Annotated in this window: 16 protein-coding genes, 1 tRNA gene and 1 pseudogene; 6 read left to right on the forward strand and 12 right to left on the reverse strand. The window is 63.4% G+C overall.

Annotated elements, in window-relative coordinates; genetic code table 11:
• Positions 1-3: 3 nt before the first annotated feature.
• Both slmA and AC56LG_RS14140 read right to left on the reverse strand, forming a co-directional pair.
• Complete coding sequence (slmA, locus tag AC56LG_RS14135) at positions 4-582, reverse strand: nucleoid occlusion factor SlmA (protein ID WP_497166711.1); 579 nt, start codon at positions 580-582, stop codon at positions 4-6.
• 18 nt (positions 583-600) lie between these two features.
• Positions 601-1,341, reverse strand: coding sequence for an HAD-IA family hydrolase (locus AC56LG_RS14140; protein WP_497166712.1), 741 nt, complete (start codon positions 1,339-1,341; stop codon positions 601-603).
• Positions 1,342-1,368: 27 nt separating this feature from the next.
• Between AC56LG_RS14140 and AC56LG_RS14145 the strand changes: the two genes are divergently transcribed.
• Entirely contained in the window at positions 1,369-2,253 is an 885-nt protein-coding gene (locus tag AC56LG_RS14145; RefSeq protein ID WP_497166713.1) for a TraB/GumN family protein, read from the forward strand.
• 26 nt (positions 2,254-2,279) lie between these two features.
• Here AC56LG_RS14145 and AC56LG_RS14150 read toward each other — a convergent pair.
• Together AC56LG_RS14150 and argB are read right to left on the reverse strand one after the other, a co-directional pair.
• Positions 2,280-2,354, reverse strand: a tRNA-Thr gene (locus AC56LG_RS14150).
• Between the two features lie 38 nt (positions 2,355-2,392).
• Positions 2,393-3,322 carry an acetylglutamate kinase gene (gene argB, locus AC56LG_RS14155; protein WP_192052439.1) on the reverse strand — a complete coding sequence of 310 codons (930 nt, stop codon included), beginning with the start codon at positions 3,320-3,322 and terminating at the stop codon, positions 2,393-2,395.
• A gap of 170 nt (positions 3,323-3,492) precedes the next feature.
• Between argB and AC56LG_RS14160 the strand changes: the two genes are divergently transcribed.
• Positions 3,493-3,693 (forward strand): cysteine-rich CWC family protein, encoded by a 201-nt coding sequence (locus tag AC56LG_RS14160; protein ID WP_497166714.1) that lies wholly within the window; start codon positions 3,493-3,495, stop codon positions 3,691-3,693.
• A gap of 99 nt (positions 3,694-3,792) precedes the next feature.
• On the opposite strand, the gene AC56LG_RS14165 is transcribed toward AC56LG_RS14160, so the two are convergent.
• Both AC56LG_RS14165 and AC56LG_RS14170 read right to left on the reverse strand, forming a co-directional pair.
• Complete coding sequence (locus AC56LG_RS14165; RefSeq protein WP_497166900.1) at positions 3,793-4,905, reverse strand: extracellular catalytic domain type 1 short-chain-length polyhydroxyalkanoate depolymerase; 1,113 nt, start codon at positions 4,903-4,905, stop codon at positions 3,793-3,795.
• A 26-nt stretch (positions 4,906-4,931) separates the two neighbouring features.
• A complete protein-coding gene (locus AC56LG_RS14170; protein WP_497166715.1) occupies positions 4,932-5,345 on the reverse strand; it encodes a CopG family transcriptional regulator in 414 nt (137 codons plus the stop codon).
• Positions 5,346-5,485: 140 nt separating this feature from the next.
• Between AC56LG_RS14170 and AC56LG_RS14175 the strand changes: the two genes are divergently transcribed.
• The 4 genes and pseudogenes from AC56LG_RS14175 to AC56LG_RS14190 all read left to right on the forward strand — a co-directional run bounded on the left by AC56LG_RS14175 (position 5,486) and on the right by AC56LG_RS14190 (position 8,259).
• On the forward strand, positions 5,486-5,923 hold the full coding sequence (locus AC56LG_RS14175) for a thioesterase family protein (protein WP_497166716.1): 438 nt from the start codon (positions 5,486-5,488) through the stop codon (positions 5,921-5,923).
• On the forward strand, positions 5,920-6,123 hold the full coding sequence (locus tag AC56LG_RS14180) for a DUF1289 domain-containing protein (RefSeq protein ID WP_497166717.1): 204 nt from the start codon (positions 5,920-5,922) through the stop codon (positions 6,121-6,123). Before AC56LG_RS14175 ends, AC56LG_RS14180 begins: the two co-directional genes overlap by 4 nt.
• A 25-nt stretch (positions 6,124-6,148) precedes the next feature.
• A pseudogene (locus tag AC56LG_RS14185) lies at positions 6,149-6,931 on the forward strand (MBL fold metallo-hydrolase); the annotation flags it as partial.
• A gap of 365 nt (positions 6,932-7,296) precedes the next feature.
• Entirely contained in the window at positions 7,297-8,259 is a 963-nt protein-coding gene (locus AC56LG_RS14190) for an NAD(P)H-dependent flavin oxidoreductase (protein ID WP_497166718.1), read from the forward strand.
• Between the two features lie 80 nt (positions 8,260-8,339).
• On the opposite strand, the gene AC56LG_RS14195 is transcribed toward AC56LG_RS14190, so the two are convergent.
• From AC56LG_RS14195 to AC56LG_RS14220, 6 genes are all read right to left on the reverse strand, one after another.
• Entirely contained in the window at positions 8,340-8,975 is a 636-nt protein-coding gene (locus AC56LG_RS14195; protein ID WP_497166719.1) for a hypoxanthine-guanine phosphoribosyltransferase, read from the reverse strand.
• A gap of 97 nt (positions 8,976-9,072) precedes the next feature.
• Positions 9,073-9,516 carry a PaaI family thioesterase gene (locus tag AC56LG_RS14200; protein ID WP_497166720.1) on the reverse strand — a complete coding sequence of 148 codons (444 nt, stop codon included), beginning with the start codon at positions 9,514-9,516 and terminating at the stop codon, positions 9,073-9,075.
• Positions 9,517-9,526: 10 nt separating this feature from the next.
• Positions 9,527-10,780 carry a phenylacetate--CoA ligase family protein gene (locus AC56LG_RS14205; RefSeq protein WP_497166721.1) on the reverse strand — a complete coding sequence of 418 codons (1,254 nt, stop codon included), beginning with the start codon at positions 10,778-10,780 and terminating at the stop codon, positions 9,527-9,529.
• A gap of 26 nt (positions 10,781-10,806) precedes the next feature.
• On the reverse strand, positions 10,807-11,625 hold the full coding sequence (locus AC56LG_RS14210; RefSeq protein WP_497166722.1) for an ABC transporter ATP-binding protein: 819 nt from the start codon (positions 11,623-11,625) through the stop codon (positions 10,807-10,809).
• A gap of 58 nt (positions 11,626-11,683) precedes the next feature.
• Positions 11,684-12,985, reverse strand: a complete 1,302-nt coding sequence (locus tag AC56LG_RS14215; RefSeq protein ID WP_497166723.1) for an ABC transporter substrate-binding protein — start codon at positions 12,983-12,985, stop codon at positions 11,684-11,686.
• A 42-nt stretch (positions 12,986-13,027) separates the two neighbouring features.
• The gene (locus tag AC56LG_RS14220; protein ID WP_192052450.1) at positions 13,028-14,086 is read right to left on the reverse strand and encodes a branched-chain amino acid ABC transporter permease; all 1,059 of its coding nucleotides are present in this window, start codon (positions 14,084-14,086) and stop codon (positions 13,028-13,030) included.
• Positions 14,087-14,088: the final 2 nt, after the last annotated feature.

Below are 14,088 nucleotides of genomic sequence, written 5' to 3' on the forward strand. Positions count from 1 at the left end.
AACTCAGGCGGCCAGCAGCAACGACAATTGTACGCCGCTGGCATCGGCCGGATGCTGTTTGAAACCGCTCTTCGCGTAGCGGTGCCAGCGTCCGGTGACGTAGCTCACCAGCAGGCTGGCACGGGCGGCGACGTCGTCCTCGCTGCCGTGGCCTTGCGTGACGGCCAGGCGCAGCGCGCCCTTGCAGGCCAGTTCGACACGGTCATAGAAACCGTTCATGCGCGCCTGCAGGCGTTCGTCTTCGCCGACCAGGGCGTCGCCGATCAGCACGCGCGTCATGCCCGGGTTGTTGGCGGCGAAGGCCAGCAGCGTGGTCAACATCGCGTGCAGCTGGTCGACGCCGCGTTCTTCGTTCTCGCCGATCTGGTCGATGACGCCGAACACGCTGGACTCGATGAAATCGATCAGTCCCTCGAACATCTGCGCCTTGCTGGCGAAGTGACGGTACAGCGCCGCTTCCGACACGGACAGACGCGCCGCCAGCGCGGCGGTGGTGATTTTTTCACCTTTGGGTTGCTCGAGCATGGCCGCCAGGGCCTGGAGGATTTGCAGTTTGCGCTGGCCTGGCCTGGTGCTTGCCATGGGATCCCGAAAGAAGAGTTAGTCGAATGAGCGTAGCCGCTGCAGGCGCTGCGGCAGCTGGCGCACGGATTTTACTTTGACATCGACATAGTTGGGGCGAATCACCCGTCGCGGGCGCGCCATCGCCAGCGTGCTGCGCTCGGCGTGGCGCAGGTATTGGGTAATCCACACCGTGCGCAAGCCGAGCTGCTTGGCGCTTTTCAGGTTGGCCAGCGTGTCTTCGACCAGGATGCAATCGCGCGCGGCGATGCCGTACTTGCGCAGCAGGCGCGCCAGCATCAGCTTCGACGGCTTGGGACGCAACTGGCGGTGCACGTGCATCTGCTCGATCGCGATGTGGTGCGCAAAATGGCGCCCGAGACCGAGGTGGCGCATCACGTGGGTCGAATAATCGAGCGGCGCGTTCGTCAGCAGGATCTTGCGGCCCGGGAGTTTCATCAGCAATCGCCCGAGGCCGGTCTCGGAGCGCATCATCGCGCGTAAATCCTTCAGATCGTGGGTCTCGCGCAAAAAATCGGCGGCGCTGACGCCGTGGTGGCGCATCATGCCGAGCAGGGTGGCGCCGTACTTCTTCCAGTAGCCGAGACGGGCGGCATCGATCCGCGCCTGGGTCACCGGCGTGATGCCGTCGTCGAGCACGCGCGCGATATACGTGTTCATGTTGGCGCTGATCGTCGGGAAGATCGCATGCGAGGCGTCGTGCAGGGTATTGTCCAGGTCAAATAACCAGACAGGGGCGGCGGGGGTATGATTCGACACGTTGAATTTTGATGACAGGAGCAATGGATGCGACGTCCGATTATAGTGGCCTTCCTCGGCTTCGTTCTGCTGGCGTGCCAGGCGCTCGCCGCCGAACGCGGCGCGCTGTTCAAGGTGAGCGGTGCAAAACACAGTTTGTACCTGTACGGCACCATCCATGCCGGCAAAGCGGACTACTATCCGCTCGAGCCGCGCATTGGCAAGGCGGTCGCCGCCGCACCGACGCTGGCGCTGGAAGTCGATGTGCAACGCGACCCCGGCGCCACGGCGGCGGCCTTCCAGCAACACGGCCTGTTCGCGGCCGGCAGCACCGACTTTGCGCAGTTGCCGGCCGCGCGCCGCCAGCGCATCGAGGCCGGCCTCAAGGGGCAGGGCATCGATCCGGGCGCGCTGGCGCAGCTGAAACCCTGGGTGCTGGCGACGATGCTGGCGGTGGTCGACCTGTCAAAACTGGGTGTCGACCCGGCCCTGGGCATCGACCTGCACCTGGCGTCGCTGGCGCGCGGCAAGGCGCGCATCGCCGAACTCGAATCGGTGCAGTACCAGGCGGCGCTGCTGGACCGGCTGCCGCTGGCGCTGCAGTGGGACTTGTTGGAAGAAACCCTGGAGCACATGGCGTCGGGACAACAACTGCGCGAGACGCGCGAATTGTTCGCAGCGTATGAGCGCGCCGACCGCACCGCGCTGGACGCCATCGCGCACCGCATCGAGACCGACGACAGCGTCAGCGGCAAGTTCATCCGCGACATGGTGCTCATCGAACGCAACGGGCCGATGGCCGACAAAATCGCCGCGCTGCTGGCGCGCGAAGACAATGCGGTGGCCGCGGTCGGTTTATTGCACTTGTTGGGGAAACACGGCATACCGGAGCTGTTGCGCCAGCGTGGTCTGAAGGTGGAGCGGGTGTACTGAAACGAGAGAACTGCGGGGGAGGAGAGTGGTGCCCTTTACGTGGATTGAACACGTGGCCTCTCCCTTACCAAGGGAGTGCTCTACCACTGAGCTAAAAGGGCGGTACTGGTATGACGGCAGAGACGCCGTCACATTTGCTTTAGTGCGACCGGATCATAGTGCCAAATGCCTGTTCGGTCAAGACTTCCAGCAACAAAGAGTGTTCGATGCGGCCATCGATGATGTGCACGGTGTTCACGCCGGACTTGGCGGCATCCAGTGCCGACGAGATCTTCGGCAGCATGCCGCCCGAAATCGTGCCGTCTTCGAACATCTCGTCGATCTCGCGCGCCGACAGGTCGGTGACCAGGTTGCCGGCTTTATCTTGCACGCCGGCGATGTTGGTCATCATGATCAGCTTTTCGGCTTTTAGAATTTCCGCGATCTTGCCGGCGACCACGTCGGCATTGATGTTGTAGGCTTGCCCGTCCTGGCCGAAGCCGATCGGCGAGATGATCGGAATGAAGGCGTCGTCCTGCAATGCCTTGACGACCGCCGGATTGATCGCCTCGATTTCGCCGACGAAGCCGATGTCGAGGAATTCGCCCGGTTTATCGCGGTCGGGCATTGACATCTTACGGGCGCGGATCAGGCCGCCGTCCTTGCCGGTCAGGCCGACTGCCTGGCCGCCGTAATGGTTGATCAGCATGACGATGTCCTGCTGCACTTCGCCGCCCAGCACCCATTCGACCACTTCCATGGTTTCTTCGTCGGTGATGCGCATGCCTTGCACGAAGGTGCCTTGCTTGCCGATTTTTTTCAGGGCGTTGTCGATCTGCGGACCGCCGCCGTGCACCACGACCGGGTTCATGCCCACCAGTTTCAGCAGGATGACGTCGCGCGCGAAGCCGTGCTTCAGACGTTCGTCGGTCATGGCATTGCCGCCGTACTTGATGACAATCGTCTTGCCATGGAAGTTGCGGATATACGGGAGCGCCTCGGCCAGGATCTGTGCCTTGATTTGCGGGGAAACCCCGGTCAGGTCACTCGATGGGTCGTCGGTTTTCAAGCTGGTCACGTGAGCGTTCATGGGGAGTCCGAAAAGAATGTGGCGGAGATTTTACAGGCAACGCGGGCGCCCTTGTAGGCATTCTGCGGCGCGCCTGGTGTATTTTATTGGATGACCGGGTCTGGATCGCTGCCGATGAATGCCTTTACGATATTACACATGACGAATAATTTATGTCGCAAGGGTGTGCCATGAGCCTGTGCATACGTTGCGGCGCCGCCTTCGGCTGCGCCATGGCCGATGGATCGAACGCACCCTGCTGGTGCACAACGCTGCCGCCGGTGGTGCCGGTGCCGGGCCTCGATGCCGCCTGCTGGTGTCCGGCTTGCCTGCGCGCCCATATTGCCGAGACTGCCAGACCAGCCGCCGAAAAGTTCCCGCTGGAGGATTGAGGCGCTGCGGTGTTCGGTGGTCGCCGTGCGCGCATCATCTTCGTGTCGGGACGGTGGACATCGGGCGCCGTCACTGGGCTGCATGACGCGCCCGGAGGCTCAACGATGCGTACTGAAGAAACGCAGCATTTCGCGGCTGGCGTCGGGTCCCTTGCCGTCGGTATAAGAACCGCGTGCGCTGCCGCCCGACCAGGCGTGGCCGGCGCCATGGATGACCCAGTGTTCGCCGTGCACCTTGCCGTCGGCGCGTTTGTGCATGGTGCGGGTAAAGGCGTGCCCGTCCGGTACCCGGCCTGGTTCGATCGCCATGGCATGGGCGGCGTCGCGCGCCTGCACCATCAGCTCGTCGCCATTGGTGGGGTGCACGGTATGGTCCTGGTCGCCATGGAAGACGATGATCGGGATCGCTTTGCCGGGTTTGTTCTGGCGCTGGAGTTGACCCTGCATCGCGGCCAGGGCCGAGGGCAGGTCGTGCGCGGAGGCGTAGGGCAGGCCCGAGTGCACGCCGACGGCGGCGTACAGTTCCGGGTACAGCGTGCCCATGATGGTGGCCATGGCGCCGCCGGCGGACAGGCCGGCGACATATACCTGGGCCGGGTCGATGCGGTACTGGCCCATGATCTCGCGCGTGATGCCGGCGATGATCGAGGGTTCGCCCTGGTCGCGCTTCTGGTCGACGGCATTGAACCAGTTCCAGCAGCGCGAGGAATTGGCCTGGCGCGATTGCGATGGATAGACCACCAGGCAGCCGGTTTCCTCGGCCAGCGCATTCATTTGCGTGCCGGTGGCGAAGTCGTCCGGGTCCTGGGTGCAGCCGTGCAGCATCACGACGAGTGCCGTCGGCTTGCCTTCCTTGCCCTGGTAATTGCTGGGCACGTACAGTTTATAACTGCGGGTGCCGGCGCGATTGGTAAAACTGCCTTCGCTGAAGGTGCCGGGCAACAGCGCCGCCGGTTCGTTGGCGGCCGCGCCGCCATGGCCGAATTTGCGGCTGAGTTCAGCCAGCATGTCGGGCACGTCGCCTGCCGAGCGCAAGTTGGCCATGCCGTTCGCCTGCGACAGGCCGCTCATCTGTGCCTGCGCCGCCTGGGTCAGCGCCGAAGCATTCTTCAGCGCGTCCTGGATCACTTTGCTGGTATCGACCTGGGGCTTCTTGATCAGGCTACGGGTCGCGGCGCGCATTTGCGCCAGCAGTTTATTGTTCATGTTCATTTTCATCTGGCTTCCTTTTGTGCGCTTTAAAGAATGCGCTCTGCCAATGCGGTCTTGACGGCACTGCTGGCATGCAATGCGCCCAAGACCGAAATCGATTCGATGGTGGCCAGCGCCAGTTCGACGGAGACGTCGCTGGCGATGCTGGCCATGCCGAGCACCTGGATCTGCAACCGGATACCGGCTTGCTGCGCCGCTTCCAGGTCGGCGCGCGAATAATGGTGCATGCCGAGCACGAGGCTGCGGCGCGCCACGGTTTGCCGGACCACATCCGCATGGGTATTCAACTGGTTGCGGATGGCCGTGCGGATCAGGTCGGTGCGGTTGCTATAAAAACCTTCGCTCACCAGTAAATCGATCTGGCCCAGGTCGATCATGCCCAGGTTGATCGTGATTTTTTCCGAGTCCACCACCTTCGGTTTTGCTTCGTTCGTGTTCATAACTTGACCCCGCATGCTTACACCATACTTTCAAACCATCTCCGTACCATCCACATGGATGGTTTTATTTGAGGCCAAGTCTACGCTCCTGAGTGTTGAGGTCAAGCGCAATTCGATTGAATCGGGTAATCTCTTTCTTCATGAGTCCAGAATTACAACCCGGCCTGCGCTTCGCATGGCAGTACACGGTGCCGCCGCGCGCGACCGTGCCGCAGCTGTACCACGACACCCCGTTTTGCCGCGACATGCCCGACGTGCTGGCGACCGGCTACCTGGTCGGCATGATGGAACTGGCGTGCGTGCACGGCATGCTGCCCTACCTCGACTGGCCCCGTGAACAGAGCCTGGGCACGATGGTCAGCTTTCAACATTTGGCGCCGACGCCGCCCGGCATGCAGCTGCGCATCGAGGGCGAAGTGCTCGCCGTCGAAGGCCAGCGCGTGCGCTTCAACGTGCAAGCCTGGGACGAGCAGGAGCGTGTCTGCGCAGGCACGCACGAACGCTGCGTGATCGATACGGAACGTTTCAATGCGCGTGTCGCAAAGAAGCAACGCGCAATGTCGGGAGACGCCATATGAGCCTGGCATCTCCCGAACGGCAGACCCCGGTTCCCTCGCCCTGCATCAGCCTGTGCGAGATGGACCCGCGTAGCGGCCTGTGCCGCGGCTGCCTGCGCACGATCGACGAGATCATCGCCTGGGGCAGTGCCAGCGACGAGGTCAAACGGGCGGTGTGGGTCGAGATCCGCCGCCGCGAAGCGGACCTGGATTTTGGCTAGCCTGCCTGCGCAATTGCCCCTGACGATGCGCGTCTTTGAGCGCGGTTGGCTGTCGTCGAACAACGTGCTGTTCACGGGCGACGCCCCGGCGCTGGTCGACAGCGGCTACGTGACCCATGCGCCGCAGACGCTGGCGCTGGTGCGCCACGCACTCGACGCTCGCCCGTTGGTGCGCCTGTTGAACACCCATCTGCATTCGGACCACTGCGGCGGCAATGGCGCGCTGCAGGCGGCGTATGGCTGCCACACGGCGATCCCGGCAGGGGAATCCGTCAAGGTCGCCGCCTGGGACGAAGAGGCGCTGAGTTTTCGCGCCACCGGCCAGCAATGCGCGCGGTTCACGTACGACGCCCTGCTGGCGCCGGGGCAACGCCTGGAACTGGGCGGCATGGCGTGGCAGGTGCTGGCGGCCCCGGGCCACGACCCGCATGCCGTGTTGCTGTTCTGCGCACGCGAGGGCATCCTGATCGCGGGCGACGCGCTGTGGGAAAACGGTTTCGGCGTCATTTTTCCGGAACTCGACGGCGAACCCGGTTTCAGCGAAGCGCGCGCAACGCTCGACCTGATCGGTACGCTCGATGCGCGGGTGGTGATTCCGGGGCATGGGCGCATGTTTGCCGATGTGGCGGGCGCGCTGGAACGGGCGTACTCGCGGCTGGATTATTTATCGGCCGATCCGAAGAGAAATGCGGAGAATGCGGTCAAGGTGCTGGTGAAATTCTTGCTGCTCGAGCGCCAGCGGATTGCGTTGGCGGAGCTGCCGGCGCTGCTGGCGGCGATTCCGGTGGTCGCCAGTGCGATGCGGCAGATGGATATCGCCGGCCTGGCGATTGATCCTGCGCTGGTTGAACGCGTGGGCGGGAAACCCGCCCACCCTACGTCGCCAGGCGTGCCCCTCGGTCGGATCGACGTTGCCAGGACGCTTGATCAGACCTGTAAGGTGGGCGGCTCTGCCGCCCACGCGTTCAACGTACAGTTGCCTACCGCACCAGATGCTTACACGACGCTCGCCAACTGGGCCGCATCCTCCCTGATCCGCGCCAAGGCCGCCCGCATCGACGGCAATGACCTGGTCGACGCATAAATTAGAACCACTGATCTAGCACGATCGTGCTTTTTTTGAGGCTATAATCATCAGCCAGTCCGAATAACCCCACGCCGAAAGAGCTGCCCATGTCGCTGCCCACCGTACTGCAAAACCTCTCCTTACCCGTGATCGCCTCGCCGATGTTCATCGCCAGCGGTCCGGCCCTTGTCGCGGCGCAGTGCAAGGCGGGAATCGTCGGTTCCTTCCCGGCCCTGAACGCCCGTCCGGCCGAATTGCTCGATACCTGGCTGACCGACCTGCAGAAGGAGCTGGCCGACTACCAGACCGCCAATCCAGGCGCGAAAGTCGGCCCGATCGCGGTGAACCAGATCGTGCACGCCTCGAATGCGCGCCTCGAGCACGACGTCGAAGTCTGCGTCAAGCACCAGGTGCCGATCATCATCTCGTCGCTGCGCGCGCCGCCGAAAGAGATGCTCGACGCCGTGCACAGCTATGGCGGCATCGTGCTGCACGACGTGGTGTCGATCCGCCACGCGCACAAGGCGCTGGAAGCGGGCGTCGATGGCCTGATCCTGGTCGCGGCCGGCGCCGGCGGCCATGCCGGCGCTTTATCTCCGTTCGCGCTGGTGGGAGAAGTACGCAAATTCTTCGACGGTCCGGTCGCCCTGTCCGGTTCGATCGCCACCGGCGACGCGATCCTGGCGGCGCAGGCGATGGGCGCCGATTTCGCCTACATCGGCTCGCGCTGGCTCGCCACGCAAGAGTCGAACGTCAGCGACGACTACCGCGACGCGATCGTCGAATCGAGTGCGGCCGACGTGGTGTACACGAATCTGTTCACGGGCGTGCACGGCAACTACCTGAAAAAATCGATCGTCAATGCCGGGCTCGATCCGGATGCGCTGCCGGAATCGGACAAGAGCAAGATGAGCTTTGGCGACGGCAGCTCGAAAGCGAAAGCCTGGCGCGACATCTGGGGAGCCGGCCAGGGCGTGGGCCTGATGCACGATGTGCCGACGACCGCCGAGATGGTCGAACGCCTGGCGCGCGAGTACGAGGCGGCACGGACACGCCTGGCGCTGCGCTGATACCTTCCGCGGACGGCAAAGCCGTCCACGCTACAAAAACAAAGGCCTCCATCCGGAGGCCTCGATTACAAACCGATTATTCAGTTTACTCCGTTTCCGGAGGCTTTTGCATCCGGAATCGGATACTCGGTTTCCGGTTCCGCCGGTTTCAGATCTTCCTGGCGGATCGACCACAGCCCCGGCAGGTTGCGCCAGTAACCGTACACGTCCATGCCGAAGCCGACCACGAAGGCGTTCGGCAGCGTCAATCCGGTGATGTCGGCCGCAATCGGTTTATTCCGCCCGATATCCTTGTCCGCGAACACGGCGATGATGACCTCGGCCGCGCCCATGTCGAGCAGGCGCTGTTTTACATGGGCCAGGGTTTCTCCCTCGTCGAGGATGTCGTCGAGCACGACGATGGTGCGGCCGGCCACGTTCTGGCGCGGAATGACTTTCCACACGACCTGGCCACCGCGGTCGTCGTCGCCATAGCGGCTGACGTGGATGTAGTCGAACTCGAGCGGGAAGTCGAGCTGGGGCAGCAGGGTGCCTGTAAACACCACGGCGCCGCCCATCACGCCGAGCACCAGCGGGAAGCCGGCGCCGGGCGTTTTAAAACGCTCGTTGAGCACGGCGGCGACCTGGCTTACCGCCGCCTGCACCTGTGCCGGTGTGACGATCTCCTGCGCGTTCTGGAGCAGGGCCTGTGCGCGCGTAACATGAAAATCTTGCATGGACATTGACGTATAGAGGGCAATACATCAATTATCGCGAAATTTGCCAATGACAGGCGGACATTTGGCAGGAGAGGATGCCGACCCGATTCCGACGCTATTTTTCCCCTTTGCCATGCATGACCATGATGGTCTGCTGCATCAGCGCGCACAGGGTTTCCTGGCCGCCGCGGATGGCGAACACGTCGGCGCGGGTGACGACCAGCGTGCGTCCGGCCCGCACCACGGCGCCGCGCGCCACCAGCCGCTCGCCGTCCGCCGGCGCCATCAGGTTCAGCTTGTATTCGACGGTGAGCACCGACGCGCCTGGCGCGGCCACGCTCATGGCCGCATAGCCGGCCGCCGAATCGGCGATCATGCCGACCACGCCGCCGTGGATGAAACCGTGCTGCTGCTCGACGCCTTCCCAGTGCGGCAGGTGGATTTCGGTGCGGCCGTGTTCGACAATCTCCAGGCTGGCCCGGATCAGGCGCATCGCGTTCTGGCGCGCGAAGCTGGCGCGCACCTGCTGCGCCACCTGCGGATCAAGGGTCATGGTCATCGCTACCCCTTCAGCTGTAATCGCGTGCGTCTTCAATGACCTTGCCGTCCTGCGGCAGCGAACCCGGCGCCACGAACGCGACCTCGCCGCGCAGCTTGGTCACCTCGCGGATCGAGGCGGCAATCGCCGCTTCCAGCCCCAAGCCGGGCGTTCCCGCCACTTCGCACTGCAGCGTCATGACGTCGTTCGCCATCCGCCCCGAGACAACGAGTCTCGCTTTCAGGATCTGCGGATGGCGGCGCACGATGTTCTGCACCTGCGAGGCATGCACGAACATCGCCCGCACCTTGGTGGTCTGGTCGGCGCGTCCCAGCCAGCCGCGGATGCGGCTGTTGGTGCGCACGCCGGGGGCGGCATCCAGCAGCAGCGCCGACAAATCGCCGGTGGCGAAGCGGATCAATGGATAGTCATCGTTGAACAGGGTGACCACGATTTCGCCGATATCGCCCGGCGCCACCGGTTCTCCGCTGCCGGGCCGCACGATTTCCAATAACACCTCTTCGTCGAGCACCATGCCCGCATCGAGCACGCCGTTCGTCGCCGTCTCGTAGGCGATGCTGCCGATGTCGGCCGAGGCATAGGTCTGGAACACGTGCGGCACGCCGTGTTCGCGGAACCAGCTGCGCAGCGATTCCGGCAGCGCTTCGGCGCCGAGCAGGGCGTTCTGGACACTGCTGATGTCGAGTCCCGTCTCGCGCGCCTTTTCGATGATGATGCGCAGGAAGGAGGGCGTGCCGACATAGGTATCCGGACGCAGCGCCGCCATCGCCTGCACCTGCATTTCGGTCTGGCCGGTGCCGGCCGGGATCACGCTGCAGCCGATGCGCGCGGCCCCGCTTTCGACCATGAAGGCGGCCGGCGTGAAGTGGTACGAAAAGCAGTTCTGCAGCAGGCCGCCGGCGCGCACGCCGGCCGCGAACAGCGGCCGCCCGAAGCGCCACCAGTCACTACCACGCCCTTCGGGATCGAAGATCGGACCGGGCGACATGAACACGTGCGCCAAGTCGCTCGTCGCGGTCGCGTTCAAGCCGCCGAACGGAGGTTCCCCCTCCTGCAGCGCCTTTAAATCCGATTTGCGGGTTACCGGCAGTTGCGCCAGCGCGGCGCGGCTGGTCACCGCAGCCGGGTCGACCTCTTTTAAAATCCTGGCCCAGCCCGGCGCCGCCTGCGCCCGTGCGATCAGGGCCGGCAGGCGCGCCAGCAAGTCGCGTTCGCGTTCTGCCGGCGCGCGGGTTTCCAACGCATCGAGGGTGATGCCTGTCATGTGCTTCTCCGATTCAGTAGAGGCGTTCAGGCGAGCCAGCGTTTGCGGCGCCTATAAAACTTCATGTCCCTGAAACTCTTGCGGCCGGCGCTTGATACGCCCAGATAAAACTCCTTGACGTCTTCGTTGTTGGCCAGGTCCCGGGCCGCGCCATCCATCACCACGCGTCCGTTTTCGAGGATGTAGCCGAAGTCGGCGTAGCGCAGGGCGACGTTCGTGTTCTGCTCAGCCAGCAGGAAGGACACGCCTTCCTTGCGGTTCAAGTCCTGGACGATGCCGAAGATCTCGTCGACGATCTGCGGCGCGATCCCCATCGACGGCTCGTCGAGCAGGATCATCGACGGATTCGCCATCAGCGCACGGCCAATGGCGCACATCTGCTGCTCGCCGCCCGAGGTATAGCCGGCCTGGCTGCTTCTACGTTCTTTCAGGCGCGGGAAATAGTGGTACACCGATTCCAGCGCGGTTTTCAGTTCGCCGCGGCCGATCTTGCGGGTATACGCGCCCGTCAACAGATTCTCTTCGATCGTCAGGTGGCCGAAGCAGTGGCGTCCTTCCATCACCTGCGACAGCCCGCGCCGTACCAGTTCGTTCGGCGTCAGCTGGTCGATGCGTTCGCCCTGGAAGCGCACCTCTCCCTTGGTGACGTCGCCGCGTTCGCCGCGCAGCAACGTCGAAATCGTTTTCAAGGTGGTCGACTTGCCGGCGCCGTTCGCGCCCAGCAGGGCGACGATCTTTCCCTTCGGTACCTGCAGCGACACGCCTTTTAGCACCAAAATCACGTGGTCGTAGATGACTTCGATGTTGTTCACCGACAGATACGGTTGTTCGCTGGTGCTGGTCATGGATCGGTTTCCGAAATGCCCCCGCCGCAATGGCGGAGGCGGGTCCATCGAGGGCGCATTACTGCATGCAGCCAGGCGTGATGTTCTTTTCCCTGGCGTAGGCCAGCGACGACTCTTCCAGCAGCCTGCGCGTCAGTGCCTTGTCGCCCACCACCCAGTTCGGCGTGATCGCATTCCACTTCTTGCCATCCCATTGCTGCACTTTCACGGCGCCCGACCCCTCGTGGTCGTCGCAACTGGTCTTCACGGTCGGGAACATGCCAAAGGCCCCGATCGCCTTCTGGCGCGCGGCGTCGACGTTCAGGTTTTCCAGGCCCCAGCGTACCTGCTCGCCGGTCATGGTCTTCCCTTTACCGAATTTTTCCTGCGCGGTGCGGATCGCCTCGACCCAGAGCACCCCCAGGGTCACGCCGCGCATGTGGTAGACGGAACCGATGCGGCCCTGGTCGGCCAGGTTGCCTTTGCCGGCTGCGTAGACCTTCTTGCGGATCTCGTCCATCAGCGGGTAGTTGCCGGGCGTATTAAAGGTCATCGAGGTGTAACCCTTGGCCGCTTCGCCCGACGGGATCGTGTCTTCTTCCGAGCCGGCCCACCAGACGCCGAGGATTTTCTCGCGCGGGAAGCCATTGCGCTGGGCGGTCTTGATGGCGACCGAATTCATGACTCCCCAGCCCCACAGGATTACGTGGTCGGGGCGCGCCTGGCGGATTTGCAGCCATTGCGATTGCTGTTCGCTGCCCGGCGGCGCCACCGCGATCTTGATCAATTCAAAGCCGTACTGCTTCGCCTGCGCATCGAGCACCGGCATGGCTTCTTTGCCGAATGCCGAATCGTGGTACAGGTAGACGATCTTTTTACCTTTTAATTTCGGGTAGCCGCCGTTCTTGTCGCCCAAATACTTGATCATCGCCGCCGCCTGGTTCCAGTAGCTGGTCACCAGCGGAAACACGTACGGAAAAACCTTGCCGTTGGCGGCGTCCGAGCGGCCGTAGCCGAGCATGGTCATCGGGATCTTGTCGACGGCGACGCGATCGACGATGCCGTAGGCGATGCCGGTCGAGAGCGGGTCGACCAGGGTGGCGCCGCCATTCTTGGTTTTCAGGCGTTCGTAGCATTCCACCCCGCGCGAGGCGTTGTATTCGGTCTCGCATTCTTCCCACGTCATCTTGACGCCGTTGATGCCGCCGTTCGCATTCACCAGATTGAAATAATCGATCATGCCGCCATAAAAGCCGGAGCCGCCGGCGCCATACGGGCCGACGCGGTAGGACTGCAGCGCCACGAACTGGTCGGCGGCGAGCGCCTGCCCGAATGCGCCCGCCAGGGCAGCGCCGAGTACCAGCGTTTTGATGACTTTCATGGGTGTCTCCTCTTTATTAACGACGTTGAGTGGGGATACGAATCAATGCGGGAAGGGCCACAAACGCAGCTTCTCTTTGCCGATCTGCCACAGGCGCGCCAGCCCATGCGGTTCGACGATCAGGAAGAAGATGATCAAGCCGCCGAACACCATCAATTCCAGGTTCGACGCGTAATTGGTGGCGATGCCGAGCGTGTGCGCCAGCATGTTCAGGAAGATCGGCAGCAGCACGATGAACGCCGCGCCCAGGAACGAGCCCAGGATCGAACCGACGCCGCCGATGATCACCATGAACAGGATGCGGAACGACAGGTCCAGACTGTAGGCTTCCGGCTCCACCGTGCCGAGGTAGGCAAACGCATACAGGGCGCCGGCCACGCCGCAATAAAACGAGCTGACCGCAAAGGCGAGCAGCTTGGTGCGCAGCGGCCGAAAGCCGATCACTTCGGCCGCCATGTCCATGTCGCGAATCGCCATCCACGAACGGCCGACGTTCGAGCGGATCATGTTTTTCGCCAGCAGCGCCATCGTGGCGACAATGCCGAGTACCAGCAGGTATTTCGAGGCGGGCGTCACGAAGCGGTAACCGGCAATCTGCATCGTCTGCACCGTCACCACGCCCGAGGCGCTGTAATTGGTCAGATACGGGATCTTGGTCAGACACCAGATCACGAAGAACTGGGTCGCCAGCGTGGCGGCGGCCAGATAAAAGCCGCGGATGCGCAGCGAGGGCAGGCCAAAGGCGATGCCGACCATGGCTGCACAGAGGCCGCCCAGCACAAAGGCGAGCAGCAGCGGCATGCCGGGAATACGCGCCACAAAATTGAACGCCGCGTAGGCGCCGACCGCCATGAAGGCAGCGGTGCCGAGCGAGAGCTGGCCGGCGTAGCCCGTTAAAATGTTCAGCCCCAGCGCCGCCAGCGCAAAGATCAGGAACGGAATCAGGATCGCCGACAGCAGATAGGGCGAGGCAAACAACGGCACCACCACCAGCGCCACCAGCAGCAGCGCCAGCAAACCGATGCGGTCCTGGCGGATCGGCAGGATCTGCCCATCCGCGGCATAGCTGGTCTTGAATTGTCCGGCTTCGCGATACAGCATGA

The sequence above is a fragment of the Telluria sp. ZB2R32 genome (genome assembly GCF_059685715.1).

Bases quoted from the DNA above. Each gene is read 5' to 3' on its own strand.
- AC56LG_RS14210 (WP_497166722.1), bottom strand. From the start codon at position 11,625: ATGACCAGCACCAGCGAACAACCGTATCTGTCGGTGAACAACATCGAA.
- AC56LG_RS14205 (WP_497166721.1), bottom strand. From the start codon at position 10,780: ATGACAGGCATCACCCTCGATGCGTTGGAAACCCGCGCGCCGGCAGAA.
- AC56LG_RS14215 (WP_497166723.1), bottom strand. From the start codon at position 12,985: ATGAAAGTCATCAAAACGCTGGTACTCGGCGCTGCCCTGGCGGGCGCA.
- AC56LG_RS14145 (WP_497166713.1), top strand. From the start codon at position 1,369: ATGCGACGTCCGATTATAGTGGCCTTCCTCGGCTTCGTTCTGCTGGCG.
- AC56LG_RS14165 (WP_497166900.1), bottom strand. From the start codon at position 4,905: ATGAACATGAACAATAAACTGCTGGCGCAAATGCGCGCCGCGACCCGT.
- AC56LG_RS14220 (WP_192052450.1), bottom strand. From the start codon at position 14,086: ATGCTGTATCGCGAAGCCGGACAATTCAAGACCAGCTATGCCGCGGAT.
- AC56LG_RS14160 (WP_497166714.1), top strand. From the start codon at position 3,493: ATGAGCCTGTGCATACGTTGCGGCGCCGCCTTCGGCTGCGCCATGGCC.
- AC56LG_RS14195 (WP_497166719.1), bottom strand. From the start codon at position 8,975: ATGCAAGATTTTCATGTTACGCGCGCACAGGCCCTGCTCCAGAACGCG.
- argB (WP_192052439.1), bottom strand. From the start codon at position 3,322: ATGAACGCTCACGTGACCAGCTTGAAAACCGACGACCCATCGAGTGAC.
- AC56LG_RS14180 (WP_497166717.1), top strand. From the start codon at position 5,920: ATGAGCCTGGCATCTCCCGAACGGCAGACCCCGGTTCCCTCGCCCTGC.
- AC56LG_RS14200 (WP_497166720.1), bottom strand. From the start codon at position 9,516: ATGACCATGACCCTTGATCCGCAGGTGGCGCAGCAGGTGCGCGCCAGC.
- AC56LG_RS14175 (WP_497166716.1), top strand. From the start codon at position 5,486: ATGAGTCCAGAATTACAACCCGGCCTGCGCTTCGCATGGCAGTACACG.
- AC56LG_RS14170 (WP_497166715.1), bottom strand. From the start codon at position 5,345: ATGAACACGAACGAAGCAAAACCGAAGGTGGTGGACTCGGAAAAAATC.
- slmA (WP_497166711.1), bottom strand. From the start codon at position 582: ATGGCAAGCACCAGGCCAGGCCAGCGCAAACTGCAAATCCTCCAGGCC.
- AC56LG_RS14190 (WP_497166718.1), top strand. From the start codon at position 7,297: ATGTCGCTGCCCACCGTACTGCAAAACCTCTCCTTACCCGTGATCGCC.